Genomic DNA, 19,935 nt, shown 5'->3' with positions numbered 1-19,935 from the left:
TTACTTTTAATTCCTGGTGATCGCTCGCGGGGCGTCTCCGCGGACGCCGCCTCTCGATAAGTCTATCGACTTGGCTGACCTTCGATTTTCAGCGCGGCGCGCGCCGGAAGGAAAGGCGCGCGCCGCACGGAGGCGACGCTTGCCCCATTGCACTGCGACATGTCGTCCGACTGAAAAAAATCGGCTGCGCTCCGGACCGACGCGCTAGGACCGTCGCGCGACCGGCGGGGCATCCGCTTGGGCGGCCCCGATCTTCGATCCGTCCGTTAGCGCGTGGATGCGCGCGCAGGTTTGTTGCATTGCGTCGTCCAGAGCGTCGACATCCTGTTCCCCGATCCCGGATTCGCCCAGAGCCGCGCGGCGCTCGATCTCCTCGGCCAGCGCGCTCACGCGATCGGCGCCGAGATTCAGGCTCATGGATTTCAGCGCATGGGCGGCGCGTCCCACGGCGCCCTTGTCGCCATCCGCCATCGCCCGGCGCATGTCCGCAATCGAGGCCGGCCCGTGCTTCAGGTAGAGACCGAAAATCCGGTGGAGAAACTCGGACGGGCCGACTCCCCCGAGCAAATTCATCTGGCGCAGCTTGTCTTCATTCAGCACAGGCGCGCCGGCGAATTTCGACGGACCCGACTCGCGAGACGCGGGCGCCGCATACGGGGCGGGCGCGACGATGGTCGCAGGCGCCACGGCCGCAAGGCAATCCGACAATGAACGCACCGTGTAAGGCTTGTGAAGAACGGCGTCCATTCCGGCGTCGCGCCACGCATCGGCGGCGCTGCCGACGACATGCGCGGTGACCGCGACGATTGGCGTGCGGGCATGTCGGTTCGCCTTCTCCCACTTGCGGATCCGGCGGGTCGCCTCGAAGCCGTCGACCTCGGGCATGCTCACGTCCATCAGCACGACGTCGAACTTCCCGGATTCGATGGCCACGACAGCCTCGAGGCCGTTTTGCGCTGTCGTCACCAAGGCGCCGAGCTGGCGCAGCGACTCGATCGCGACCTCCCGATTGATCGCCTGATCGTCCGCGACGAGCACGCGCAGCCCTTCGCGCCGGGTCGTCTCCTGCAAGGCGGCGACGCGCTTTTCGGTCGCGTCGACGAGCTTGCGCCCCACGCCGATGCGGCCCAGCAGGCTGACGATTTCGGAGCGGCGCAAGGGCCGCGACAGCGTTGCGTCCGCCCGGCCCTGTTGCACCATCTGATGCGCCGTTGGATCGCCGAACGTCGCGAGGCAGAGCAGATATCCGCCCTCCGAACGCCGCACCCGATCGAGCCGCTGGGGGTCGGCCACGACGATGTCAGCGGCGATGGGCCTGCCTTCCTGCTCGGCGGCGGCGGCATAGCCAGCCTCGGTCAGATAACGGAGCAGCGTCGCCCGCGTCGCCTCTCCATCCACGGCGACGACGGCGGTCGCTCCGACGTTCCGTGCGCGCGGCCAGCGGCCCGCCGCTTCGCTCGCGCCGACGGGAATCGAAAACGAGAAGGTCGAGCCGCGTCCGTAGACGCTCTTCACGTCGAGCTCGCCCTCCATGGCTTCGATCAGCCGCTTGCTGATCGCAAGACCGAGCCCCGTGCCGCCGAAACGCCGCGACGTCGACGCGTCCGCCTGCGAGAAGGCGCCGAAAATTTCCTTGAGCTTGTGGGCCCGAATGCCGATACCCGTATCGGTCACGGCGAAGCGAATGCGCGCCGCGTCTTTCGGATCGGGCGCGACCTTCAAAATCACGGAGCCCGTCTCGGTGAATTTCAACGCATTGTTGACGAGATTGCCGATGACCTGATTGAGGCGAACCGGATCGCCCGTCACGAGGCGCGGCGTCGCCGGCGAGACATAGGACACGAGATCGAGGCCCTTCTCGCGGGCCCGCTCGCCGAAGAGACTCGTGACGTCCTCCGCGATCTCGGCGGGATCGAGCGCGACGCGCTCGAGCTGGAGTTTGCCCGATTCGATCTTCGAAAAATCCAGGACGTCGTTGATGATCGCGAGAAGGCTCTGGCCCGATTTGACGATGACTTCCGCATAGCGGCGCTGGCGCTCGGGAATATCCGACGCCGCGAGCAGCTCCGCCATCACCATGACGCCGTTCATCGGCGTGCGGATTTCATGGCTCATCGTCGCGAGGAAGTCCGATTTCGCGGCGGCCGCCTGTTCCGCCGCGTCCTTGGCGACGCGCAGATCGCGCGTGCGGTCGCTGACCTCCTTTTCGAGGTTTCGCCTGTGCTCGGCGAGGCTCTTGTCGCGCTCGTTCAGCTCCTCGAGCATCCCGTTGAAGCCTTCGATCAGGAGTCCGACCTCGTCGTCGCTTTTCGCCGTCACGCGCTCCGCGTAATCGTGATTGCGGCGGATGCGCCAGATCGCTTCGCTGAATTCGCGCAAGGGACGCGTGAATCCTTTCTGAAGCTGGCTCGCGACGAGAAGGCCGATCGCGAGCGCAGCCGCCGCGCCGACGGCGGCCCCGCGCAGCGACGCATAAAGGCTGTCGGCAAGATCGCTGACGTCGGCAACCAGCGTCAGACGCCCGACAGCGACGCCGCCGTCGATGATGGGCGCCGAGACCTCGATACTGTGGCTGGACAACAGCGCGAGCGGCGAAATCGACGCGGCCGCGCCGTCCCTTAGACGCAGATCGCCATCGAGCTGGGTCGCGCCGCCGATCGCCGCGAGCGTGCGCCCGCGCGCGTCGACCCGCGCGTAGAGGAAACCGGGAATATGCGCGATGGCCTTGATCGCCTGATAGGCTCCGGACTGGTTTCCCGTCGCGGCGGCGCGCGCGGTCGCGGAGGCGAAGACCTGCGCGGAGGCGAAGAGCGATCGCGATTTCGCCTCGGCGTAACGATTGATTTCCTGCCAAATGAACACGCCGGACATCGTCATCGCAGACGTTGCGACGGCGATCGTTACGAGCAGGGCGAGCTTCCGGGCGATCGAACGCCTCGGCGTTCGGTTCGTGGAAAGACGCGGGGATGGAGACTCAAATGTCATGAACTGCGCCACAGCAGGACGCGGCCGCCCGCCGCGCGGCGACGCTATTGCGTCAGATAGGAAACGCCGGGGTTCAGGCCGCCGGGCACGGGCACGCTCGTCGCGCCGTAATCCGAGTTGAGGACCAGATCCGGACCCGCCATGAGCTTGAGCTTGCGCGCGACGACGATCGTGAAGGCGGACTGCTGCGCGATCGGCCTGTTGGCGTCAATGACCAGAACGCCCTGCGGAAGATAAATCGTCCCGAGAAGAACCGGCGCATTGTCGCTCGTAAACTTGTGGCCGCGCTCTTTCGGGGCTGCGCGATCCTCGAAGAACAATAGTCCCGCGAGCGGTCCTGTGACTGGCGCCGTCATCTTGATCGTCGACTCGGCGGCGAACCGAACGGTGGCGTTCGAGCCCGTGAGATAGACGCCCGCGCTTTGCGCGATCAGCGTCGCGTTTTTCTCCACGACGAGCGGTCCGTCCTTGATGACATACTCGCCAGGCGACAACGTGACGATTGCGCCGCTGCCGACCTTGAGTCCGCCGCAATAGGTTCCGGGCGTCAGCGTCACCGTGCCGCCATCGACGACTTCGTCGTTGTGCGCGCAGGCGCCGACGGGCGGCGGCGAACGCGAGGCGAGCGGATCCGGCAAGACAGGGCAGTCGTTGATCGGTCCCGGCTGAAAATTCGCTTTCGGGCCGTGTGTCCCGCCCGCCGAGCAAATCTGACCGGCCGTCAGCTTCGAATTGTTCATCGCGGTGATGCCGACGGGCGACTTTGCGTTGGAATGCACGGCGCAAAACTGGGCGGTTACGCGCGCCGAGGCTTCGAGATAAACCGTTGCGTTGTCCGACGTCTCTTGCGCGAGACCCAGCGCGCAGATCGGAAAGCCATTGGTGCGCGCGGTGGCCTTGGCGGCGAGCTTCACCGGCTCCCTGTAGACCACGCGCAGAACGCGCGGGTTATAGACCGCGTCGACCTTGACCTGCACCGCGCTGCTGTTGTCGATCAACGCCGCTGCGACGTTCAGAGAAGAGAGCGGCTGCGCGGAGCGCGATAATGCCGCCTGCGCCGCGTTGCGGGCGATGGGAGTCGGATCATAGCCGCCCCGGCGCGCGAGGCGCAGTTCGCGCGCGACGCGCAGCGCGCCGGCGTCGGCCGCCGCCTGAAGCTGGCCTTTCAGCGTGCTGATCGCGAGCAGATCGTATCCCGCGCCGGCCACCGCTATGAGCGGCAGGATCGAGAGGGAAAAAAAGATCGCGATGCTGCCGCGCCGGTCGTACGCCAATCCTCCGGGCGAGCCGGACAATTCGCGAAGCGTGACGGCGATGGCGCCAAAAACGTGGAAGACGCTCATCATGCGGCCTCATTCCCGCGCCGGCGATCCTTGGCGGAAACAACGAGCGACGGCGGAAAAACGATCTCCATCGTCTCGGACCCGTCCTTCCCATCGACGACGATCAACGCGCCGCCATGAAGTTCGATCACGCATTTCGCGAAGGCCACGCCGACGCCCATTTCATGACGGACGTTTTCAGGAGAGGCGGCCTGCCGCGCGCCGACCGCATCGGGCGCCGGCGCTGCGACGATCGTCGCCCTCGCCCCGCCCTCCGGCGTCAAGGAGATCGAAAGCTCGACGCTTGTCGCGCCATTCGACGCGACCTCGATGAGATGGCGCAGCGCGCGCGCGAGCCACATGAGATCGCAGGAAAGTTCGAAACTCCGTTCGGGCTTGACGACGCGGATGGCGGCGCGCTCCGTGACCTCGCGACCGAGACCGGAGATCGCGGCGTCGAGAAGCTTCGCGGCCGAATATTCGTCCCTCGCCAGCGTCGCAGCCCCGGAGGCGAGTTGCGCGTATTGGATGAGGTCCAGGAAATTGTCCTGAAGCTGACGCGCGGCCGATTGAATCTGTTCGCCATATTTCAGATAGTTCGGCGGCACCGGCCCGTCGATCTGTTCGGTGATGCAGTCGCAAAAGCCGATGATCGCGCTCAACGGCGTTCGCGCCTCGATACGAATGAGCGACAGAAGACTCGTCGTGAGCCGCAACAATTCGCGGGATCGCTCGCGTTCCCGCAGCAACTCGGCCTCCATGCGCGTCGTTCGCAGCACGTAGCGTAGCGAATAGCTCAATTGCCGCCAGTTGATCGGCTTCGTGATGAAGGAATTTGCGCCGAGTTGGAAAGCCCGGTCGATCGACGCGATATCCTCCCGGCCCGTCAGCATGACGACCGGCACCGCGGCGAAGCGCGCGTCGGCGCGCAGCCGCGCGAGAAGGTCGAAGCCGTCGAGCCGGGGCATTTCGATGTCGAGAAGAACGAGATCGAAGCGCTCGCTGCGAAGGCGCTCCCACGCCTCCTCGCCGTCGGCGGCGACGTCCACTTTCGTCGCGGGCGTCGCGAGGTGAACCTTAGCGAACTCGGCAAGAATCGGATCATCGTCGACAAAGAGCAGTCGCGTCTCCTCGTCGATTACGAAGGTCCATGGATTTGCCGCGTCGCGGGACACGCCATTCTCCCTCTCGCAGCCCGGGTGGCTCGACGCGAGAGATACAGCCAAGCATTTTAAGAACCGGTTATATTTCTACGCTGGATTTCATTAACGCCTATTTGCTGTTTCGTTTGAGCTGACGATGGCGGCGCCTCCTGTCGCTTCAGTCGAATGCAGATCGAATTGCGGCGTCCCGATTTACGCGCGGCTAACGCTTCGAACGCAACGGCCTTCGGGGAGCGTTGCGTTACGAAACGGATGGCGCGATGTTGTCAAATAAGTCAAATCCTCTCGGTAAAATTCCATGCATGAACAGGGACGGCAGGAAACCGTGGCTCGCGAACGCCTTGCGCGCGATTTGAGACAAGCGATTCATGAAAATTGCCTCAATGTCGTTTACCAGCCGATCATGGATGTCTCCGGCGAGAAAATGCTGGGAGTGGAAGCCCTCTGCCGCTGGCGCCATCCGGTCCTCGGCGACGTTCCCCCGCCCAAATTCATCCAGCTTGCCGAAGACGTTGAATTGATCGCGCCGCTGGGCGAGTGGGTGTTGAGGCGGGCCTGCCTCGACGCCCGCGCCTGGCCGGGGATAAAGCTCGCGGTGAACGTGTCGCCCCGGCAGTTCACGGAGCCGAATTTCATCGATATCATAGGCTTCATTCTGGCCGAAACGAACATCGAGCCGTCGCGTCTCGAGCTGGAGCTGACGGAAAGCCTGTTCCTCGACAATCTCATTAACGCTCGGGAGAAAATGCGCGCGCTGCGGGCCATCGGCGCGAGTCTGGCGCTCGACGACTTTGGCGCCGGCTATTCGAGCCTGAACTATCTGGTCTCGCTTCCTTTCCAAAAGCTAAAGATCGACCGCAGTTTCGTCATGCGCGCGGCGGACGACGCCAGGGGGGCGGCCATTGTTCACGCGATCGTCAGCCTCGGCCGGGCCCTGGGGATGCATGTCACCGCAGAGGGCGTGGAAACCGCCGAGCAGCACAAGTTTCTACGAGTCGCGGGCGTCCATTCCTTGCAGGGATACCGCTTCAGCCGCCCGGTCGACGCGGAAACGATCACGGCGCGCCTTTACGCACAGGCGGCGCTCGAGACGGCGCGGCTTCAGGACGCTCTCGCCCGGGCGGGCTGATCTCGACCGGCCGCCGGCCGGCGCTCCTGTGCGCCGTCGCACAGCGCGCCGCTTCCATTCATCGCTCCATGTCGTCGAGGGCCCGCGGTTCCTAGCCGGCCGGGCCGACCCGACAGCAATGGGGCGTCTCATGCGCAGTCTGGCGGTTTCACTTTCGGCGCTGCTCGTCGTGAGCGCGCCGCTCCGCGCCGAGGAGAAAATCGGCAGCGCCGTCTCCATCGAGAAGGAGGTGGCAGGCGTCGCCGGAGACCGAAACATGCGGCTGAAAGTCGGCGACGACGTCTTTTTTCAAGAATTGCTGACGACGGGCGCCGGGAGCCGCGGCAAATTCGTCTTTGACGACCGGGCGAAGTTGGAGATGGGGCCGCTGTCGCAAGTGAAGCTCGACAGTTTCGTCTTTGCGAGCGCCCCGGCCGTCGCTTTCAATGCGGCGAAGGGCGTGTTTCGCTTCGCCAGCGCGCCGGGCGGCCACAAGGGCTACGAAGTTCGCACGCCCAAGGCCTCCATCGGCGTGCGCGGCACGGCTTTCGGGGTGCGCGCCACGCCCGAGCGCACCGACGCCGTTCTTTACGACGGCGCAATCGAGGTTTGCCTTCCCGCCGGCGGCGCCTGCCGCACGTTGAGCGAGCCTTGCTCCTTCGTCACCGTTACGGACGCGGGCTTCACGACCACACGCGACGTCGGCCCCGCCGACTGGAGCTTCGACGACGCGTGCAAGAAACGGAAGGGTCCCCGGCGCCGGCAAGGCGCGATCGAGTCGCCGAAGAGCGCCCCGCCGCCGCAAATGGCGCCGAGGCGAGCCGCAGCCCAGCCTCCGGGGCGCGGCCGGACTGCGGCTCCGAAAGCGCAGGCCGCGCGCGCGGAGCCTTCGCAGCTGGCGGATTTCCGGCCGCGTCCATCCTATGCGCGCCTTGCGCCGCAACCCGTAGCGCCGGGGCGGCCGCCCCGCGTGCGGCCCTGGCGACCCTATGATCCAACCATCGCGCGCCCGGCGCCGGTGGACGACTACCCGCCGCCGCCGCCGCCTTTCTATCCGCCGCGGCCACGGCCCTACCCCGGCCCTTATTTCCCGCCGGTCGGACATGGGGATCCGATCTATCGTCCGCCCTTCCCGCGGCCTCGCTACCCTTCGGGAGCCTACGGAGACGGGCCTCGCGCGCCGTCCATCATGCGCGGGCCGGGGTCATATGGCGGTCCGACAATGCGCGGACCGAGCCCCTTCGCCTCTCGCGACTGGGGCCCCCGCTGACCATCTCAACGCGCGGCGTGGCGAACGGCTTGCACAACGATATCCGCGGCGTTGGATCCGCCGCGCGTGATGACGGCGTTGATGCGCGTGCTGATGAAGGCCAGCCGGGCCCCGACAAGAACGCGCGCGGAAACCGAATACAAATGCGCGGGATGAATGCGCCCAGGATCGTAGGCGAGCGAATAGCGGACCGGAAGCTGATGCTTCGGCCGCATCTCGACGGCGGCGATCTCCTCGGACGCGGCGTCCTGCCGGGTGATGTCGCGCAGTTCGACCCGCAGGACATATCCCGGCGGCAGGGCGATCCGCTCGCGCGCGCTGACGCGGCCTGTCACATGCGCCGTCGCGGCGGCGGCGGGGATCGACTGCGCAAGGAGGCAGACGAGTAGAAAATGGCGAGTGCACATGGACGATGTTATTTCCATGTCGACGGTCCCTTGCGGCCCTAAGCGCCGGCGCTGCGCTCGATTTCCTCCATGTCCTCGTCCGAGAGGCCGAAATGATGGCCAATCTCATGGACGAGGACATGGGTGACGATCGCGCCCAGCGTATCGTCGCCCTCGGCCCAAAGATCGAGAATCGGGCGGCGATAGAGCCAAACCATATTGGGCTCCGCTCCTGTCTCCGCCAAATGCTCCCCCTCGACGAGACCGCGCCCGCGAAAGAGGCCGAGAAGGTCGAACTCGGTCTCGCACGCCATCTCGTCGAGCGTCTCGTCGTCAGGGAAATCCTCGACGCGCATCACGACGCCCTCGCACAGGCGCGTGAATTTCTCCGGCAGCGCCGCGAAAGCGGCCTCTGCGAGCGCCTCTATTTCGGACAGCGTTGGGGCGTGAAGGCGCGCCCACTCGGTCGATGTCTCAGCCATGGATGACGACGCCATTCGGTTTGCGGGAAGTTGATTTTCGAACTCGCGCGGCATCATAACAAATTGTCGCGCCAAAAGTCTCCGGGGGCCGTCTGAACCGGATAAGGTTCGGATAATCTCGTTTCGTGGAACCGGAAGCCATGATCGAATGCGCCGGCGCATGCCTCCGCCAAGCGAAGACGACGGGACGGAACCGCGTTCGCTTAGCCGCGTGAGGGAAAAAATAAGGGGATCGCGAGGATCCCCTTGTTTACGCGCATTTACGCGCAGCCGACGTCAGGCGGGCGCCAAACGGATTCACCGCCAGTCGCGGATGTCAACGAAGCGCCCGGCGATGGCCGCCGCCGCCGCCATGGCGGGCGACACGAGATGGGTGCGGCCCTTGAAGCCCTGACGGCCCTCGAAATTGCGGTTCGATGTCGAGGCGCAACGCTCGCCCGGCGCGAGACGGTCCGGATTCATGGCGAGGCACATCGAACAGCCAGGCTCGCGCCATTCGAAGCCTGCGTCCTTGAAGATCCTGTCGAGGCCCTCGGCCTCGGCCTGCGCCTTCACCAGCCCCGACCCCGGCACGACCATGGCGTTGACGCGCCCGTTGACCTTCTTGCCTTCCACCATTTTGGCGGCGGCGCGCAAATCCTCGATGCGGCCGTTGGTGCAGGAGCCGATGAAGACGCGGTCGATCTCGATGTCCGTCATCTTCTCCCCGCCCTTCAGGCCCATATAGGCCAGCGCGCGTTCGATCGCGGCGCGCTTCTGGGGCGTCCTGGCGCTATCGGGAGTCGGCACGGTCCCGTCGATGGCGACGACGTCTTCGGGCGAGGTGCCCCAGGTGACGGTCGGGGCGATCTTGCTTGCGTCCAGCTTGACGACCTTGTCAAACCGGGCGCCCGCGTCAGTGTAGAGCGTCTCCCAATATTTACGCGCCATGTCGAAGGCGTCGCCCTTGGGCGCCTTCGGGCGATCCTTGATATAGGCGAAGGTCTTTTCGTCGGGCGCGATAAGGCCGGCGCGGGCGCCGGCTTCGATCGACATGTTGCAGACCGTCATGCGGCCTTCCATCGACAGATCGCGGATCGCCTCGCCCGCATATTCGATCACATAGCCGGTTCCGCCGGCGGTGCCGATCTCGCCGATGATGGCGAGGATAATGTCCTTGGCGGTGGCGCCGTCGCGGAGCTTGCCGTCCACCTGCACCAGCATGTTCTGGGCTTTTTTCTGGATCAGCGTCTGGGTCGCAAGAACATGCTCGACCTCGGACGTGCCGATGCCATGCGCCAGCGCGCCGAAAGCGCCATGCGTCGAGGTGTGGCTGTCGCCGCAGACGATCGTCATGCCGGGCAGCGTAAATCCCTGCTCGGGTCCAACGATATGGACGACGCCTTGCCGGCGGTCATGTTCATTGTAATATTCGACGCCGAATTCTTTGGCGTTGGCCGCAAGCTGCTCGACCTGCGCCTTGCTTTCGGGGTCTTCGATCGGCAGCGAGCGGTCGGTCGTCGGCACGTTGTGATCGACGACGGCAAGCGTCTTTTGGGGCGCGCGGACCTTCCGGCCAGACATGCGCAGACCCTCGAACGCCTGCGGGCTGGTCACTTCGTGGACCAGATGGCGGTCGATATAGAGCAGGCAGGCGCCGTCATCCTGACGGTCGACGACATGGTCATCCCAGATCTTGTCGTAAAGCGTGCGCGGCCCGGTCGAATTGGACATGGTCTTTCCCTATGCCGCAGGTTGCGGCCCACTTGAATTGAGGGTCTTCTAACCGTAACGCAAGCCTCATGGAAGAGCGTTCGCGTCCCCTCCCCGCCGCGAGGCGCACATGATCGCCCCCGCCCTGCCCGCCGGGCTCGCCGCCGCGATCGCGACGAAACTGGAACGCCGCCCGCGCGCCGCGCTCGCGGAAAGCGCCCGTCGCCTCTCGGACGCCTACCGCGCGAGAGGAAAGTCGAGCGAGGCGATCCGCGACGAAAACGACGCGCTCGCCTATGCGCTGACGCGGATGCCCGCGACCTACGCCGCCGTCGTCGCCGCGCTCGGCCGGCTGTCGCAGGAGCATCCGGATTTCGCGCCTGAAAGCCTCCTCGACGCGGGGTGCGGGCTCGGCGCGGGCGCCTACGCCGCCCTGCGCCTTTGGCCGGAGATAGCGGAGGCGGAGCTGCTGGACCGCAGCCGGCCTTTTCTCGCGCTCGCTCGCACGCTGGCCGCGGCGGCCGACGTCCCGGCCCTCGCGAGCGCCTGTTTCACGCAGGCCGATCTGTCCCGGCCGCCCGCGGGACCGCCGCGCGATCTCGTCGTCGCAGCCTATGCGCTCACGGAGATCGCCGATCCCGACATCGAGAGCGTGGCGACCGCGCTCTGGGGGCGCGCGGGCCGTACGCTCGTCGTCGTCGAACCCGGCACGCCGCGCGACCACGAACGGCTGATGCGGGTCCGCGCGCGCCTTGTCGATCTCGGCGCCGCGATCCTCGCGCCCTGCCCCCACGTCCGGCCCTGCCCGCTGGCGGTCCCGGACTGGTGCCGCTTCTCGGTCAGGCTTCCGCGCTCGAGGGATCATAAATTGCTCAAGGGGGCGGACGCGCCCTTTGAGGACGAGAAATTCTCCTTCCTCGTCGCGGCGCGCGGGGGCGAAGGCGCGTCCGCGCGCATTCTCTCGGCCCCGCGCCACTCCAAGGCGGGCCTCGCGCTAAAACTTTGCGAAAAGCGCGGGCTACGCGAAATTTTCGTGCCAAAGCGCGACAAGGCTCGCTATGAAAGCCTGCGCAGGAAAGACTGGGGCGACGCGCTTGACGCCCCGCCGGAGGACGCTGAATGACTAGACCGAGGGTCGCGCCCTATCTGACCGTCAGCCCCGCCGCTGCGGCGATCGCATTTTACACAGGCGCCTTCGACGCCAAGCAGCGCGCGCTGATGCCTTCCGTCGACGGTCTGCGCATCGCGCACTGCGAATTGCTGATCAACGGCGGCTCGGTGATGCTCGCCGACTTTTTTCCCGAATTCGGCCAGACCCGCGTGCCCATGCCCGGCGACAGCGCAACCGTCTCGATCAGCCTCGAATATGATTCAGCGAAGGAGGTCGACGAGGTCTGCGCCCGCGCCGCAAAGCTCGGGGCCAAGATCGAGACCCAGCCCACCAACTCCTTCTGGGGCACCCGCTACGCGAGCCTGAAGGATCCCTTCGGCCACCGGTGGATTCTGAACGGCTCGCTGGACAAATAGGGCGCCGCCGCAAAACAGAACCGCCCGGAGCCTCGCGGCGCCGGGCGGCTGAAAACCCTCGAAAGACGGGCGATTACTCGCTCGCGGCCTTCGTCTTGTGGTCCACGCGCTCGGCGATGCGCGCCGACTTGCCGCGACGGTCGCGGAGGTAATAGAGCTTGGCGCGGCGGACCTTGCCGCGGCGGACGAGCTTGATTGAGTCGATCAGCGGCCCGTGGAGCGGGAACACGCGCTCGACGCCCTCGCCGTAGGAAATCTTGCGGACGGTGAAGCTCTCGTTGAGGCCGCCGCCGTTGCGCGCGATCACGACGCCCTCATAGGCCTGAACGCGGGAGCGGTCGCCTTCCTTCACCTTGACGTTCACGATGACCGTGTCGCCGGGGCGGAACTCTGGAATCTTCTTGCCTTCGATGAGCTTGGCGGCCTGTTCGGCCTCGAGCTGTTCGATGATGTTCATAACCGCAAACTCCATCCGTTTCGTCTTTAGCCTTTGGGCCGACGAGCGTTTCGGAACGCTGTTTTAGTTGGGACGGTTTCCCTTACAGGAGCGCGTGCGACTTGTCGAGTGCAGGCGCGGAGGAAAGCCTCAGGCCGGGGGCGCCCTTGCGTAAACGACGGCCTATATGAAGCGTCGGGGCGGGCGACAATTGCAGATAGGGGACAACGCCATGACTGAGCAGGCAGAACGCCCGGAAAATCTGGGCGGCATTTCCGCGACCGGATCGGCAAACGCGACGCAGGAACGCGCCGGGATCGAAAATTTGGCTGACGCCCAGACTTATTTCTGGCGGCGAGTCTATGACGCCAACCGAGTATGGTTCGAGCGGGCGCAGAGCGAAGCGTCAATGGCGGCGGATTTTGCCGCGCGCCTCTCGTCGGCGAGATCCCTCGGCGAAACCGTCTCCCTTTTCCGGAATTGGACCGCGAAGCGCGTCGAGATGGCCGCCGACGACGCGAAGCGCGCGCTCACGGACACTCAGGAAATTTTCATCGCCGGGGCGCAATTTTGGACATTGTTCGGCAAGGGCGGCGAGAATGGCGGGCGCCAAATGACCTGACAAATCTCGCCGAACGGGGGCCGGCGTTTCGAGGCCCCCGCGCTGACGCCTAAACCTCTTCCCTGTCGTGCGTGAAACCAACCTTGATGGTCACCTGATATTTTTCGACATTTCCCTTGTCGATCCGCCCGCGGATCCCGGTGACCTCGAACCATTGCAAATGGCGTATCGTTTCGCCGGCCCGCTGGATCGCAGCAGCGACCGCGCCCTCGATGCTGTCTGGAGAGGTGCCGACGAGTTCAACGACCTTGTAGACCGAATTTTCCATTTGCTTCTCCCACTACGCCCAGGCTCCTGTGGATTCTAGCGCGGCGGGGACGTCCGTCACCAAGCTTGCGACGCGCGCATCAAAACTTCTTCAGCTCTATGCCATGTTTTTGTAGCGCATAGCCGATCGGTCGCGGACGCGCACAAAATTCCGATTCCGCGCGATTGCCGCGACGGCGAATGCGGCTCTTGCCTGATCGAAGTCGTGACCCTCTCCGGCAAGACGATGGGCTCCGCGCTCACCGAGAAAGAAAAGGCGCAACTCAAATCTTTCGGCAAGATCACCGCGGAGGAGATACGGCTGGCGGAAGTCGACGACATGGCGCCGAGATTCCGTCTCGCCTGCAAATACATTGTTCGGGACCAGGACATTCTGGTGAAGTTTTCCGGCGAGCCGGGCGGCGCTTGACTGTCACGCGAGCTTGTCGCCGAACAGGAACTCCATAGCACGGTCGAGACGAATGTGCGGCAGCGGCAGCGGCTCGCGATCCTTGCCCATCTTGGCGATCGGCGGGCGGAATTTGAGGAAGCGAAATTCCGCTTCGTCGTCGTCGAGACCGAGCGCGTCTCCACGAAACACCATGGAGGGATCCTCCGGCAGTTCGCCAGGGAAGATCGCGCCTTCCGCAACGCCGTCGAAGACGTCGTAGCCGATTTTTTCGCCCTTGATCGGCGTGCCGACGATCGCGGACAGGCGCTCGCCCTCGTGGCGCACCGTCGCTTCGCGCGTCGCGCGCACCGCAGCGAGCGCGATCACGTCGATTGTCGCGCCGACGCCCTCCGCGCGCGCGATGGCGCGGCTGGTAAGGTGACGCAGAATGGCTTCGAGCCGGTCGTGGCTTGTATGGTGCAGGTGGTCCGCCTTGGTCGCCGCGAACAGGATGCGGTCGATCTTCGGCCGGAATATCTGCGAAATAAGATTTGACCGGCCGGTGCGGAAGGCGTTGAGCACGTCGGTCAGGGCGTTCTCGAGATCACGCACCGCGGCCGGTCCCGAGTTCAGGGCGGCGAGCGCGTCGACCAGCACGATTTGCCGATCGAGGCGCGCGAAGTGGTCGCGGAAAAACGGCCTCACCACATGCATCTTATAGGCTTCGTACCGGCGCTCCATTTCGCGGCCGAGGCTACGGTAGGGCAGCTCCTCGCCCTCCTCCACCGGCAGCGGCGCGAAAGTCAGCGCCGGCGAGCCTTCGAGATCTCCCGGCATGAGAAAACGGCCCGGGGGGAGCGTGGAGAGCGCGAAGCGCTCGGTCTTGGCGAGCCGCAGATATTCCGTGAAGAGCCGCGCCAGCTTCTGCGCGGTTCCCTCTGAATAGCGTCCCTTCGGATCGACCTGCGCGGTTGCGCCGCGCCAGTCGGCGGCGATGGGCGCGCGGGCGGCGGCGCTCGCAGCCTCCAGCGTCTCGCGCGACCATTGCGCGTAGGATTTGCCCAGGAGCGGCAGATCGAGCAGCCACTCGCCGGGATAATCGACGATGTCGATGTCGAGCCGGGCGTTTTCCTGTCCGATGTGGCGAAGAGAAAAAGCCTTGGAGTTGAACTCGATCGAGACGCGCAACTCCGAAATGCGCCGCGTCGACTGCGGCCAAATCCGGTCGGGGCCGCCGGTCAATGCGTCCAGATGCTCCTCGTAGGAAAAGCGCGGCACGTTGAAGTCGGGCTGCGGATCGAGATGGGCCGAGACAATCCGCCCCTCGGCCAGCGCGCGAAACAGAGGCAGATGCGCCTTGCGCCCCGCCGCGAGCGCCCGGGTCAGATGATGCACGAGCGAGGTGATGAAAACCGTCTTGCCGGCCCGCGAAAGCCCCGTCACGCCAAGCCGCAGGCGGGCTCCGGCGACGAAATCGGCGAGGCTTTCCGCGGCGACGCGCGTTTCGAACCAGATATCAGAAAGTTGGGAAGACACGGCGGCTCCGGGCAGAGACGAGACGAAACCTCATCTAATCCAAGATCCGCCGTTTTGGGAGAGCGGGCGGGCCAGCCCCGCCCGCGGCGCATCACCGCTTGCTCATCGGCACATAATCCCGGCGCTTCTCGCCCGTGTAGAGCTGGCGCGGGCGGCCGATCTTGGAGCCCGTATCCTCGATCATCTCCTTCCACTGGGCAATCCAGCCCACCGTGCGCGCGACCGCGAAGAGCACGGTGAACATGGCGACGGGGAAGTTCATCGCCTTCAGAGTGATGCCGGAATAGAAGTCAATATTGGGATAGAGCTTCTTCTCGATGAAATAATCATCGGAGAGGGCGATACGCTCGAGCTCCAGCGCAACGTCCAGGAGGTCGTCCTTGACGCCGAGCTCGTTCAGCACCTCGCGCGTCGTGCGCTGCATGATCTTCGCGCGAGGGTCGTAGTTCTTGTAGACGCGATGGCCGAAGCCCATCAGCCGGAAGGGATCGTTTTTGTCCTTCGCCCGGGCGATGAATTGCGGAATGCGATCCGGCGTGCCGATTTCCGCGAGCATCTTCAGCACGGCCTCGTTGGCGCCGCCATGGGCGGGGCCCCAGAGCGACGCGATGCCCGCCGCGATACAGGCGAAGGGATTCGCGCCCGAGGAGCCGGAGAGGCGCACGGTCGAGGTCGAGGCGTTCTGCTCGTGGTCCGCGTGGAGGATGAAGATGCGATCGAGCGCCCGGGAGAGAACCGGATTGACCTTGTATTCCTCGCAGGGCACCGCGAAGCACATGCGCAGGAAATTCGACGTGTAGTCGAGGTCGTTCTTGGGATAAACGAAAGGTTGGCCGATCGAATATTTGTAGGCCATCGCCGCGAGCGTCGGGATTTTCGCGATCATGCGCGTCGAAGCGACCATGCGCTGAACCGGGTCGGCGATGTTCGTCGAGTCGTGATAGAAGGCCGAGAGCGCGCCGACGGAGGCCACCATCACCGCCATCGGATGGGCGTCGCGGCGGAAGCCCTGGAAAAAGCGGGCCATCTGCTCATGCACCATGGTGTGGCGCGTGATGCGATAATCGAAATTGGCTTTTTCCGCCGCCGACGGCAACTCGCCGTAAAGCAGCAGATAGCAGGTCTCGAGGAAGTCGCCGTGCTCGGCAAGCTGTTCTATCGGATAACCCCGATAAAGCAGCACGCCGGCGTCGCCGTCGATGAAAGTGATCTTCGACTCGCAGGAGGCTGTCGAGGTGAAACCGGGGTCGAAGGTGAACATCCCCGTGTCCGCATAAAGATTGCGGATGTCCACGACGGCCGGCCCCAGCGTTCCCTCCTTCACCGGGAGGTCGATGGTCTTGTCGCCGATGGCGAAGGTACCTTTTTGATCGGCCATTGCGCACCTCGCTAGACGGCCCGGACGCGCGCGGCGCCGCTCCCAACCCGCGTGACGCTCTATCACAAATGCGTCGCGATGCTGGCAGGCCTCGGATTTTTGCACATCGGGGATGGAAGACCGCTTGTGCAGCGCAAAAAGGCTATATCAACCGCAAAGCCTGTCAAGGTTCAGAGAATTGGAAATATCGCGGATCGCCCGCCGCGAGAGCGGCGGGCGAATGTTTTTGCGACGCCCGCTGTTCTCAAAGGGGCGTGAGCCGCACGAAGGTGCGGCGATCGGGATGCGCCAGCGCGACGCAGGAGGCGGCGGTCGCGGGGGGCGAAACGAGCGCGATGCGGAAACGGGCGAGAATCGCGGCGATCATCTGCGCGGCGAGGACATTGGCGAAATAGGCGCCGATGCAGACGCGCGGGCCGACCGAATACGGGATGTAATGATATTTCTCCGGCGGCGGCGCGCCCGGCAGGAAGCGGGAAATGTCGAAACGGCCCGGATCGCGCCAGAAAGCCTCGTGCCGATGGACGATCCAGGGCAGCACCATCACCGCCGACCCTTTCCGCACGGCGCGGCCGTCGAGCTCCGAATCCCGCGCAGCGATGCGCATGACGGCGAAGTTCGGCGGAAAGAGCCGCAGCGATTCGGCGAGCGTCGCGGAGAGCGTAGGACCCGCGGGATAGATCGGATCGTCGGGCCTGCGGGCGGCGACCTCTTCGCGGATGGCGCGCTGGATTTCGGGCGCCTGCGCGATGAGATAAAGCGTCCAGAAGATCGCGAGAGAGGTGGTCTCATTGGCGCCGACGATCATCGTCGCCGTCTGATCCCGCAACTGGCGGCGAAACGCCGGCGTATCCTCGCCGTCGTCCAACGCCTCGCGCATCAGGTCGAAGAGATCGTCGCGCCGCTCGCCGCTCGCGAGGCGCGTTTCGACGATCTTCTCGAAGAACCGCATCCAGCGCCGGCCGTAGAATCGCCGCGCGATGTCGTGCGGCGTCGTGACGTTCGCCGGCGCGAGAATGTCAAACAGGCGCGGCGGCGCGAGCTTGTGGAGATAGTGCTCGCCGATTTCCTTCAGCTTGCGGGACTCCTCTCCGACGTCCAGCGACAGCATCGCCTTGACCACCGTCTCCAGCGTCCACCGCGAGACGGTTGTCGGCAGCTCGATCTCCTGTGTCTCGCGCGGCAGCGTCTCGACGCGCGCCTCGGCCGCCGCCGTCATGGCCGGCGCGATTCGGTCGACGCCTCTGGGGATGAAGGCCGGCGCCAGCATGCGCCGCTGCTTGCGCCATTCGGCGCCCTCCGAGAGCACGAGTCCCTCGCCCACAAGCGGCGCGATGAGACGGTTGCGCAGCGGCGAGCGCGGGAAACTCTCGGAATCATCGACGAGGATCGCGCGAACAGAGGCCGGATCGTTGAACAGGAAAATCTTGCGACGCCCGAACAAAGTGAGTTCGCAACTCGTGTCGCGGTAGGCGGCGCGCGGCCAGACGCCGACGACGTCTCGCCGCAAGGCGGAAATCAGCCTGAAGCCCGAAGGCGAATCGTCACGAAGAGAAGCAACCGGCGGAACAAAGCTTTCGTACATTACAAACTCCTCCGGGAAATTCGGCGAAGTTTATCGCAAACCCCGAGGTATGGAAGACGCAAGCCCGTCGCGGAAGGCCTCGCGTCAGCTTTGGTCCGCGAGGCGCGCGAGGCTTTCCTCGCGGCCGAGGATTTCCAGCACGTCGAAGATGCCGGGCGAGGTCGAACGGCCCGTGAGCGCAGCGCGCAGCGGCTGAGCGAGATCGCCGAGCTTGACGCCGAGTTCGACGGACAAATCACGGACGACCGCCTCCGTTGCGGCCGCCGTCCATTCCGGCAGCGCCGCGAGTTTGGGGCCGAGCGCGGCGAGCCGCGCCTTCGCCGCCGCGGACAGCAGCTTCGACGCCTTTTCGTCCATCGGCAGCGGGCGGCGCGCGAAGAGGAATCCGGCGCCGTCGACGAGTTCGTTCAGCGTCTTCGCGCGCGCCTTGAGGCCCGGAAGCGCGGCGCGAAGCTGCGCGCGCTTTTTGTCGTCGAGCATAGCCAGCAGCGCCTTGCCGCCCTCGAGATAGGGCAGCGTGTCGATCAATATGCCGAACAACTCGTCGTCGGGCGTATCGCGCAGATAATGCCCGTTCATGTTTTCGAGCTTCGCGAAGTCGAAGCGCGCGGGCGAGCGATGCACCTGGGATAGATCGAAAGCCTCGATCATTTCGGGCAGCGAGAAAAATTCCTTGTCGCCGTGGCTCCAGCCCAAACGCACGAGATAATTGCGCAGCGCCTGGGGCAGATAGCCCATGGCGCGATAGGCGTCGACGCCAAGCGCGCCATGACGTTTCGAGAGCTTGGCGCCGTCCGGCCCGTGAATCAGCGGAATATGGGCGAAGGCCGGCGCCTGCCAGCCCATCGCTTCATAAATATGCGTCTGCCGGGCGGCGTTGGTGAGGTGGTCGTCGCCGCGAATGATCTGCGTGACGCCCATATCGTGATCGTCGACGACGACGGCGAGCATATAGGTCGGCGTACCGTCGGAACGCAGCAGGATGAAGTCGTCGAGATCCTTGTTGGGGAAGACGACGCGGCCCTGCACAGCGTCCTCGATCGCCGTCTCGCCACTCTCGGGCGCCTTGATGCGCACGACGTAAGGCGCGCCGGCCGGCGCCTCGGAGGGATCGCGATCGCGCCAGCGGCCGTCGTAGCGCGGCGGGCGCTTTTCGGCCCGCGCTTTCTCGCGCATTTCCTCCAGCTCCTGCGGCGTGGCGTAGCAGCGGTAGGCCATGCCCTTCGCGAGGAGTTCATGCGCCACCTCGGCGTGACGTCCGGCGCGCGCGAACTGGTAGACGACGTCGCCATCCCAATCGAGGCCGAGCCACTTCATGCCGTCAATGATGGCGTCGATCGCCGCTTGGGTCGAACGCTCGCGGTCGGTATCCTCGATGCGCAGCATCATCCTGCCGCCGTGGCGTCTGGCGTAGAGCCAATTGAACAGCGCCGTGCGCGCGCCGCCGATATGCAGAAAACCGGTGGGCGACGGGGCGAAGCGGGTGACGACCTCGGACATGGGCGTGAGCGCGATCCTTATGCTGCGGGAGCGCCCCTCTAGCATGCGCGCCGCGATCTTTCACCCCCTGCCGCGCGCGGGGCCGACCCGGCAGCCCGTGAGCGCGCAACCCAGACAAAATCCCGCCGACCCGTAGACGAAGAGCGCGAGTCCGAGCAGGGCGACGAGCCATCCGGCCGGCGTTTCGCCGAAATAGGAAATCGCCGCGAGCATGAGCGAGAAAGCGCCGATGAGAGGCGGGGCGCGCCGCCATCCGCGAGGGGGCATTTCGAAACTCCTTTCCCTGCGGGAAATGGCGACGCGCGC

The 19,935-nt window shown here is 65.3% G+C and carries 19 protein-coding genes; 6 read left to right on the top strand and 13 right to left on the bottom strand.

The window, feature by feature from the left end:
- Positions 1 to 204 precede the first annotated feature (204 nt).
- From ACV959_RS06550 to ACV959_RS06540, 3 genes are read right to left on the bottom strand one after another with little or no spacing between them, the layout of a single operon-like run.
- Positions 205 to 2,985, bottom strand: a complete 2,781-nt coding sequence (locus ACV959_RS06550; RefSeq protein ID WP_475739093.1) for an ATP-binding protein — start codon at positions 2,983 to 2,985, stop codon at positions 205 to 207.
- A 44-nt stretch (positions 2,986 to 3,029) separates the two neighbouring features.
- A complete protein-coding gene (locus ACV959_RS06545; protein WP_475739092.1) occupies positions 3,030 to 4,328 on the bottom strand; it encodes a TadE/TadG family type IV pilus assembly protein in 1,299 nt (432 codons plus the stop codon).
- The gene (locus tag ACV959_RS06540) at positions 4,328 to 5,482 is read right to left on the bottom strand and encodes a hybrid sensor histidine kinase/response regulator (RefSeq protein ID WP_475739091.1); all 1,155 of its coding nucleotides are present in this window, start codon (positions 5,480 to 5,482) and stop codon (positions 4,328 to 4,330) included. Before ACV959_RS06540 ends, ACV959_RS06545 begins: the two co-directional genes overlap by 1 nt.
- Positions 5,483 to 5,795: 313 nt before the next feature.
- Between ACV959_RS06540 and ACV959_RS06535 the strand changes: the two genes are divergently transcribed.
- Both ACV959_RS06535 and ACV959_RS06530 read left to right on the top strand, forming a co-directional pair.
- On the top strand, positions 5,796 to 6,599 hold the full coding sequence (locus ACV959_RS06535) for a putative bifunctional diguanylate cyclase/phosphodiesterase (RefSeq protein WP_475739090.1): 804 nt from the start codon (positions 5,796 to 5,798) through the stop codon (positions 6,597 to 6,599).
- A gap of 130 nt (positions 6,600 to 6,729) precedes the next feature.
- Complete coding sequence (locus ACV959_RS06530; RefSeq protein ID WP_475739089.1) at positions 6,730 to 7,848, top strand: FecR family protein; 1,119 nt, start codon at positions 6,730 to 6,732, stop codon at positions 7,846 to 7,848.
- Positions 7,849 to 7,853: 5 nt separating this feature from the next.
- Here ACV959_RS06530 and ACV959_RS06525 read toward each other — a convergent pair whose 3' ends face one another.
- The 3 genes from ACV959_RS06525 to leuC form a co-directional block, all read right to left on the bottom strand.
- Positions 7,854 to 8,273: a YbaY family lipoprotein gene (locus tag ACV959_RS06525; RefSeq protein ID WP_475739088.1), complete on the bottom strand. Its 420-nt coding sequence runs from the start codon at positions 8,271 to 8,273 to the stop codon at positions 7,854 to 7,856.
- Between the two features lie 20 nt (positions 8,274 to 8,293).
- A complete protein-coding gene (locus ACV959_RS06520) occupies positions 8,294 to 8,716 on the bottom strand; it encodes a metallopeptidase family protein (RefSeq protein WP_475739087.1) in 423 nt (140 codons plus the stop codon).
- Between the two features lie 297 nt (positions 8,717 to 9,013).
- Positions 9,014 to 10,429, bottom strand: coding sequence for a 3-isopropylmalate dehydratase large subunit (gene leuC, locus ACV959_RS06515; RefSeq protein WP_475739086.1), 1,416 nt, complete (start codon positions 10,427 to 10,429; stop codon positions 9,014 to 9,016).
- Between the two features lie 109 nt (positions 10,430 to 10,538).
- Between leuC and ACV959_RS06510 the strand changes: the two genes are divergently transcribed.
- On the top strand, positions 10,539 to 11,531 hold the full coding sequence (locus tag ACV959_RS06510) for a small ribosomal subunit Rsm22 family protein (RefSeq protein WP_475739085.1): 993 nt from the start codon (positions 10,539 to 10,541) through the stop codon (positions 11,529 to 11,531).
- Positions 11,528 to 11,935 (top strand): VOC family protein, encoded by a 408-nt coding sequence (locus ACV959_RS06505; protein ID WP_475739084.1) that lies wholly within the window; start codon positions 11,528 to 11,530, stop codon positions 11,933 to 11,935. Before ACV959_RS06510 ends, ACV959_RS06505 begins: the two co-directional genes overlap by 4 nt.
- A gap of 73 nt (positions 11,936 to 12,008) precedes the next feature.
- Here the strand turns inward: ACV959_RS06505 and rplS are convergent, their stop codons facing one another.
- Positions 12,009 to 12,392 carry a 50S ribosomal protein L19 gene (gene rplS, locus ACV959_RS06500; protein WP_475739083.1) on the bottom strand — a complete coding sequence of 128 codons (384 nt, stop codon included), beginning with the start codon at positions 12,390 to 12,392 and terminating at the stop codon, positions 12,009 to 12,011.
- 211 nt (positions 12,393 to 12,603) lie between these two features.
- On the opposite strand from rplS, the gene ACV959_RS06495 reads away from it, so the two are divergent.
- A complete protein-coding gene (locus ACV959_RS06495; protein WP_475739082.1) occupies positions 12,604 to 12,993 on the top strand; it encodes a hypothetical protein in 390 nt (129 codons plus the stop codon).
- A 49-nt stretch (positions 12,994 to 13,042) separates the two neighbouring features.
- Here ACV959_RS06495 and ACV959_RS06490 read toward each other — a convergent pair whose 3' ends face one another.
- On the bottom strand, positions 13,043 to 13,261 hold the full coding sequence (locus ACV959_RS06490; RefSeq protein WP_475739081.1) for a dodecin: 219 nt from the start codon (positions 13,259 to 13,261) through the stop codon (positions 13,043 to 13,045).
- Between the two features lie 78 nt (positions 13,262 to 13,339).
- On the opposite strand from ACV959_RS06490, the gene ACV959_RS06485 reads away from it, so the two are divergent.
- Positions 13,340 to 13,669 (top strand): 2Fe-2S iron-sulfur cluster binding domain-containing protein, encoded by a 330-nt coding sequence (locus ACV959_RS06485; RefSeq protein WP_475739604.1) that lies wholly within the window; start codon positions 13,340 to 13,342, stop codon positions 13,667 to 13,669.
- A 3-nt stretch (positions 13,670 to 13,672) separates the two neighbouring features.
- On the opposite strand, the gene ACV959_RS06480 is transcribed toward ACV959_RS06485, so the two are convergent.
- From ACV959_RS06480 to ACV959_RS06460, 5 genes are all read right to left on the bottom strand, one after another.
- Positions 13,673 to 15,166, bottom strand: a complete 1,494-nt coding sequence (locus tag ACV959_RS06480) for a YcjX family GTP-binding protein (protein WP_475739080.1) — start codon at positions 15,164 to 15,166, stop codon at positions 13,673 to 13,675.
- Between the two features lie 91 nt (positions 15,167 to 15,257).
- Complete coding sequence (locus ACV959_RS06475; protein ID WP_475739079.1) at positions 15,258 to 16,544, bottom strand: citrate synthase; 1,287 nt, start codon at positions 16,542 to 16,544, stop codon at positions 15,258 to 15,260.
- A gap of 244 nt (positions 16,545 to 16,788) precedes the next feature.
- A complete protein-coding gene (locus tag ACV959_RS06470) occupies positions 16,789 to 18,129 on the bottom strand; it encodes a cytochrome P450 (RefSeq protein WP_475739078.1) in 1,341 nt (446 codons plus the stop codon).
- Positions 18,130 to 18,213: 84 nt separating this feature from the next.
- A complete protein-coding gene (gltX, locus tag ACV959_RS06465) occupies positions 18,214 to 19,629 on the bottom strand; it encodes a glutamate--tRNA ligase (RefSeq protein ID WP_475739077.1) in 1,416 nt (471 codons plus the stop codon).
- A 60-nt stretch (positions 19,630 to 19,689) separates the two neighbouring features.
- The gene (locus ACV959_RS06460) at positions 19,690 to 19,896 is read right to left on the bottom strand and encodes a hypothetical protein (protein ID WP_475739076.1); all 207 of its coding nucleotides are present in this window, start codon (positions 19,894 to 19,896) and stop codon (positions 19,690 to 19,692) included.
- Positions 19,897 to 19,935 lie beyond the last annotated feature (39 nt).

It is taken from the genome of Methylocystis sp. Se48, assembly GCF_056269425.1.
Note: the sequence above shows the minus strand (reverse complement) of the source record. Positions and strands in the feature narration are given on the sequence as shown.

Bases quoted from the DNA above. Each gene is read 5' to 3' on its own strand.
- ACV959_RS06475 (WP_475739079.1), bottom strand. From the start codon at position 16,544: ATGGCCGATCAAAAAGGTACCTTCGCCATCGGCGACAAGACCATCGAC.
- ACV959_RS06520 (WP_475739087.1), bottom strand. From the start codon at position 8,716: ATGGCTGAGACATCGACCGAGTGGGCGCGCCTTCACGCCCCAACGCTG.
- ACV959_RS06495 (WP_475739082.1), top strand. From the start codon at position 12,604: ATGACTGAGCAGGCAGAACGCCCGGAAAATCTGGGCGGCATTTCCGCG.
- ACV959_RS06505 (WP_475739084.1), top strand. From the start codon at position 11,528: ATGACTAGACCGAGGGTCGCGCCCTATCTGACCGTCAGCCCCGCCGCT.
- ACV959_RS06490 (WP_475739081.1), bottom strand. From the start codon at position 13,261: ATGGAAAATTCGGTCTACAAGGTCGTTGAACTCGTCGGCACCTCTCCA.
- ACV959_RS06470 (WP_475739078.1), bottom strand. From the start codon at position 18,129: ATGTACGAAAGCTTTGTTCCGCCGGTTGCTTCTCTTCGTGACGATTCG.
- ACV959_RS06525 (WP_475739088.1), bottom strand. From the start codon at position 8,273: ATGGAAATAACATCGTCCATGTGCACTCGCCATTTTCTACTCGTCTGC.
- ACV959_RS06460 (WP_475739076.1), bottom strand. From the start codon at position 19,896: ATGCCCCCTCGCGGATGGCGGCGCGCCCCGCCTCTCATCGGCGCTTTC.
- rplS (WP_475739083.1), bottom strand. From the start codon at position 12,392: ATGAACATCATCGAACAGCTCGAGGCCGAACAGGCCGCCAAGCTCATC.
- ACV959_RS06550 (WP_475739093.1), bottom strand. From the start codon at position 2,985: ATGACATTTGAGTCTCCATCCCCGCGTCTTTCCACGAACCGAACGCCG.
- ACV959_RS06545 (WP_475739092.1), bottom strand. From the start codon at position 4,328: ATGAGCGTCTTCCACGTTTTTGGCGCCATCGCCGTCACGCTTCGCGAA.
- ACV959_RS06510 (WP_475739085.1), top strand. From the start codon at position 10,539: ATGATCGCCCCCGCCCTGCCCGCCGGGCTCGCCGCCGCGATCGCGACG.
- leuC (WP_475739086.1), bottom strand. From the start codon at position 10,429: ATGTCCAATTCGACCGGGCCGCGCACGCTTTACGACAAGATCTGGGAT.
- gltX (WP_475739077.1), bottom strand. From the start codon at position 19,629: ATGTCCGAGGTCGTCACCCGCTTCGCCCCGTCGCCCACCGGTTTTCTG.
- ACV959_RS06530 (WP_475739089.1), top strand. From the start codon at position 6,730: ATGCGCAGTCTGGCGGTTTCACTTTCGGCGCTGCTCGTCGTGAGCGCG.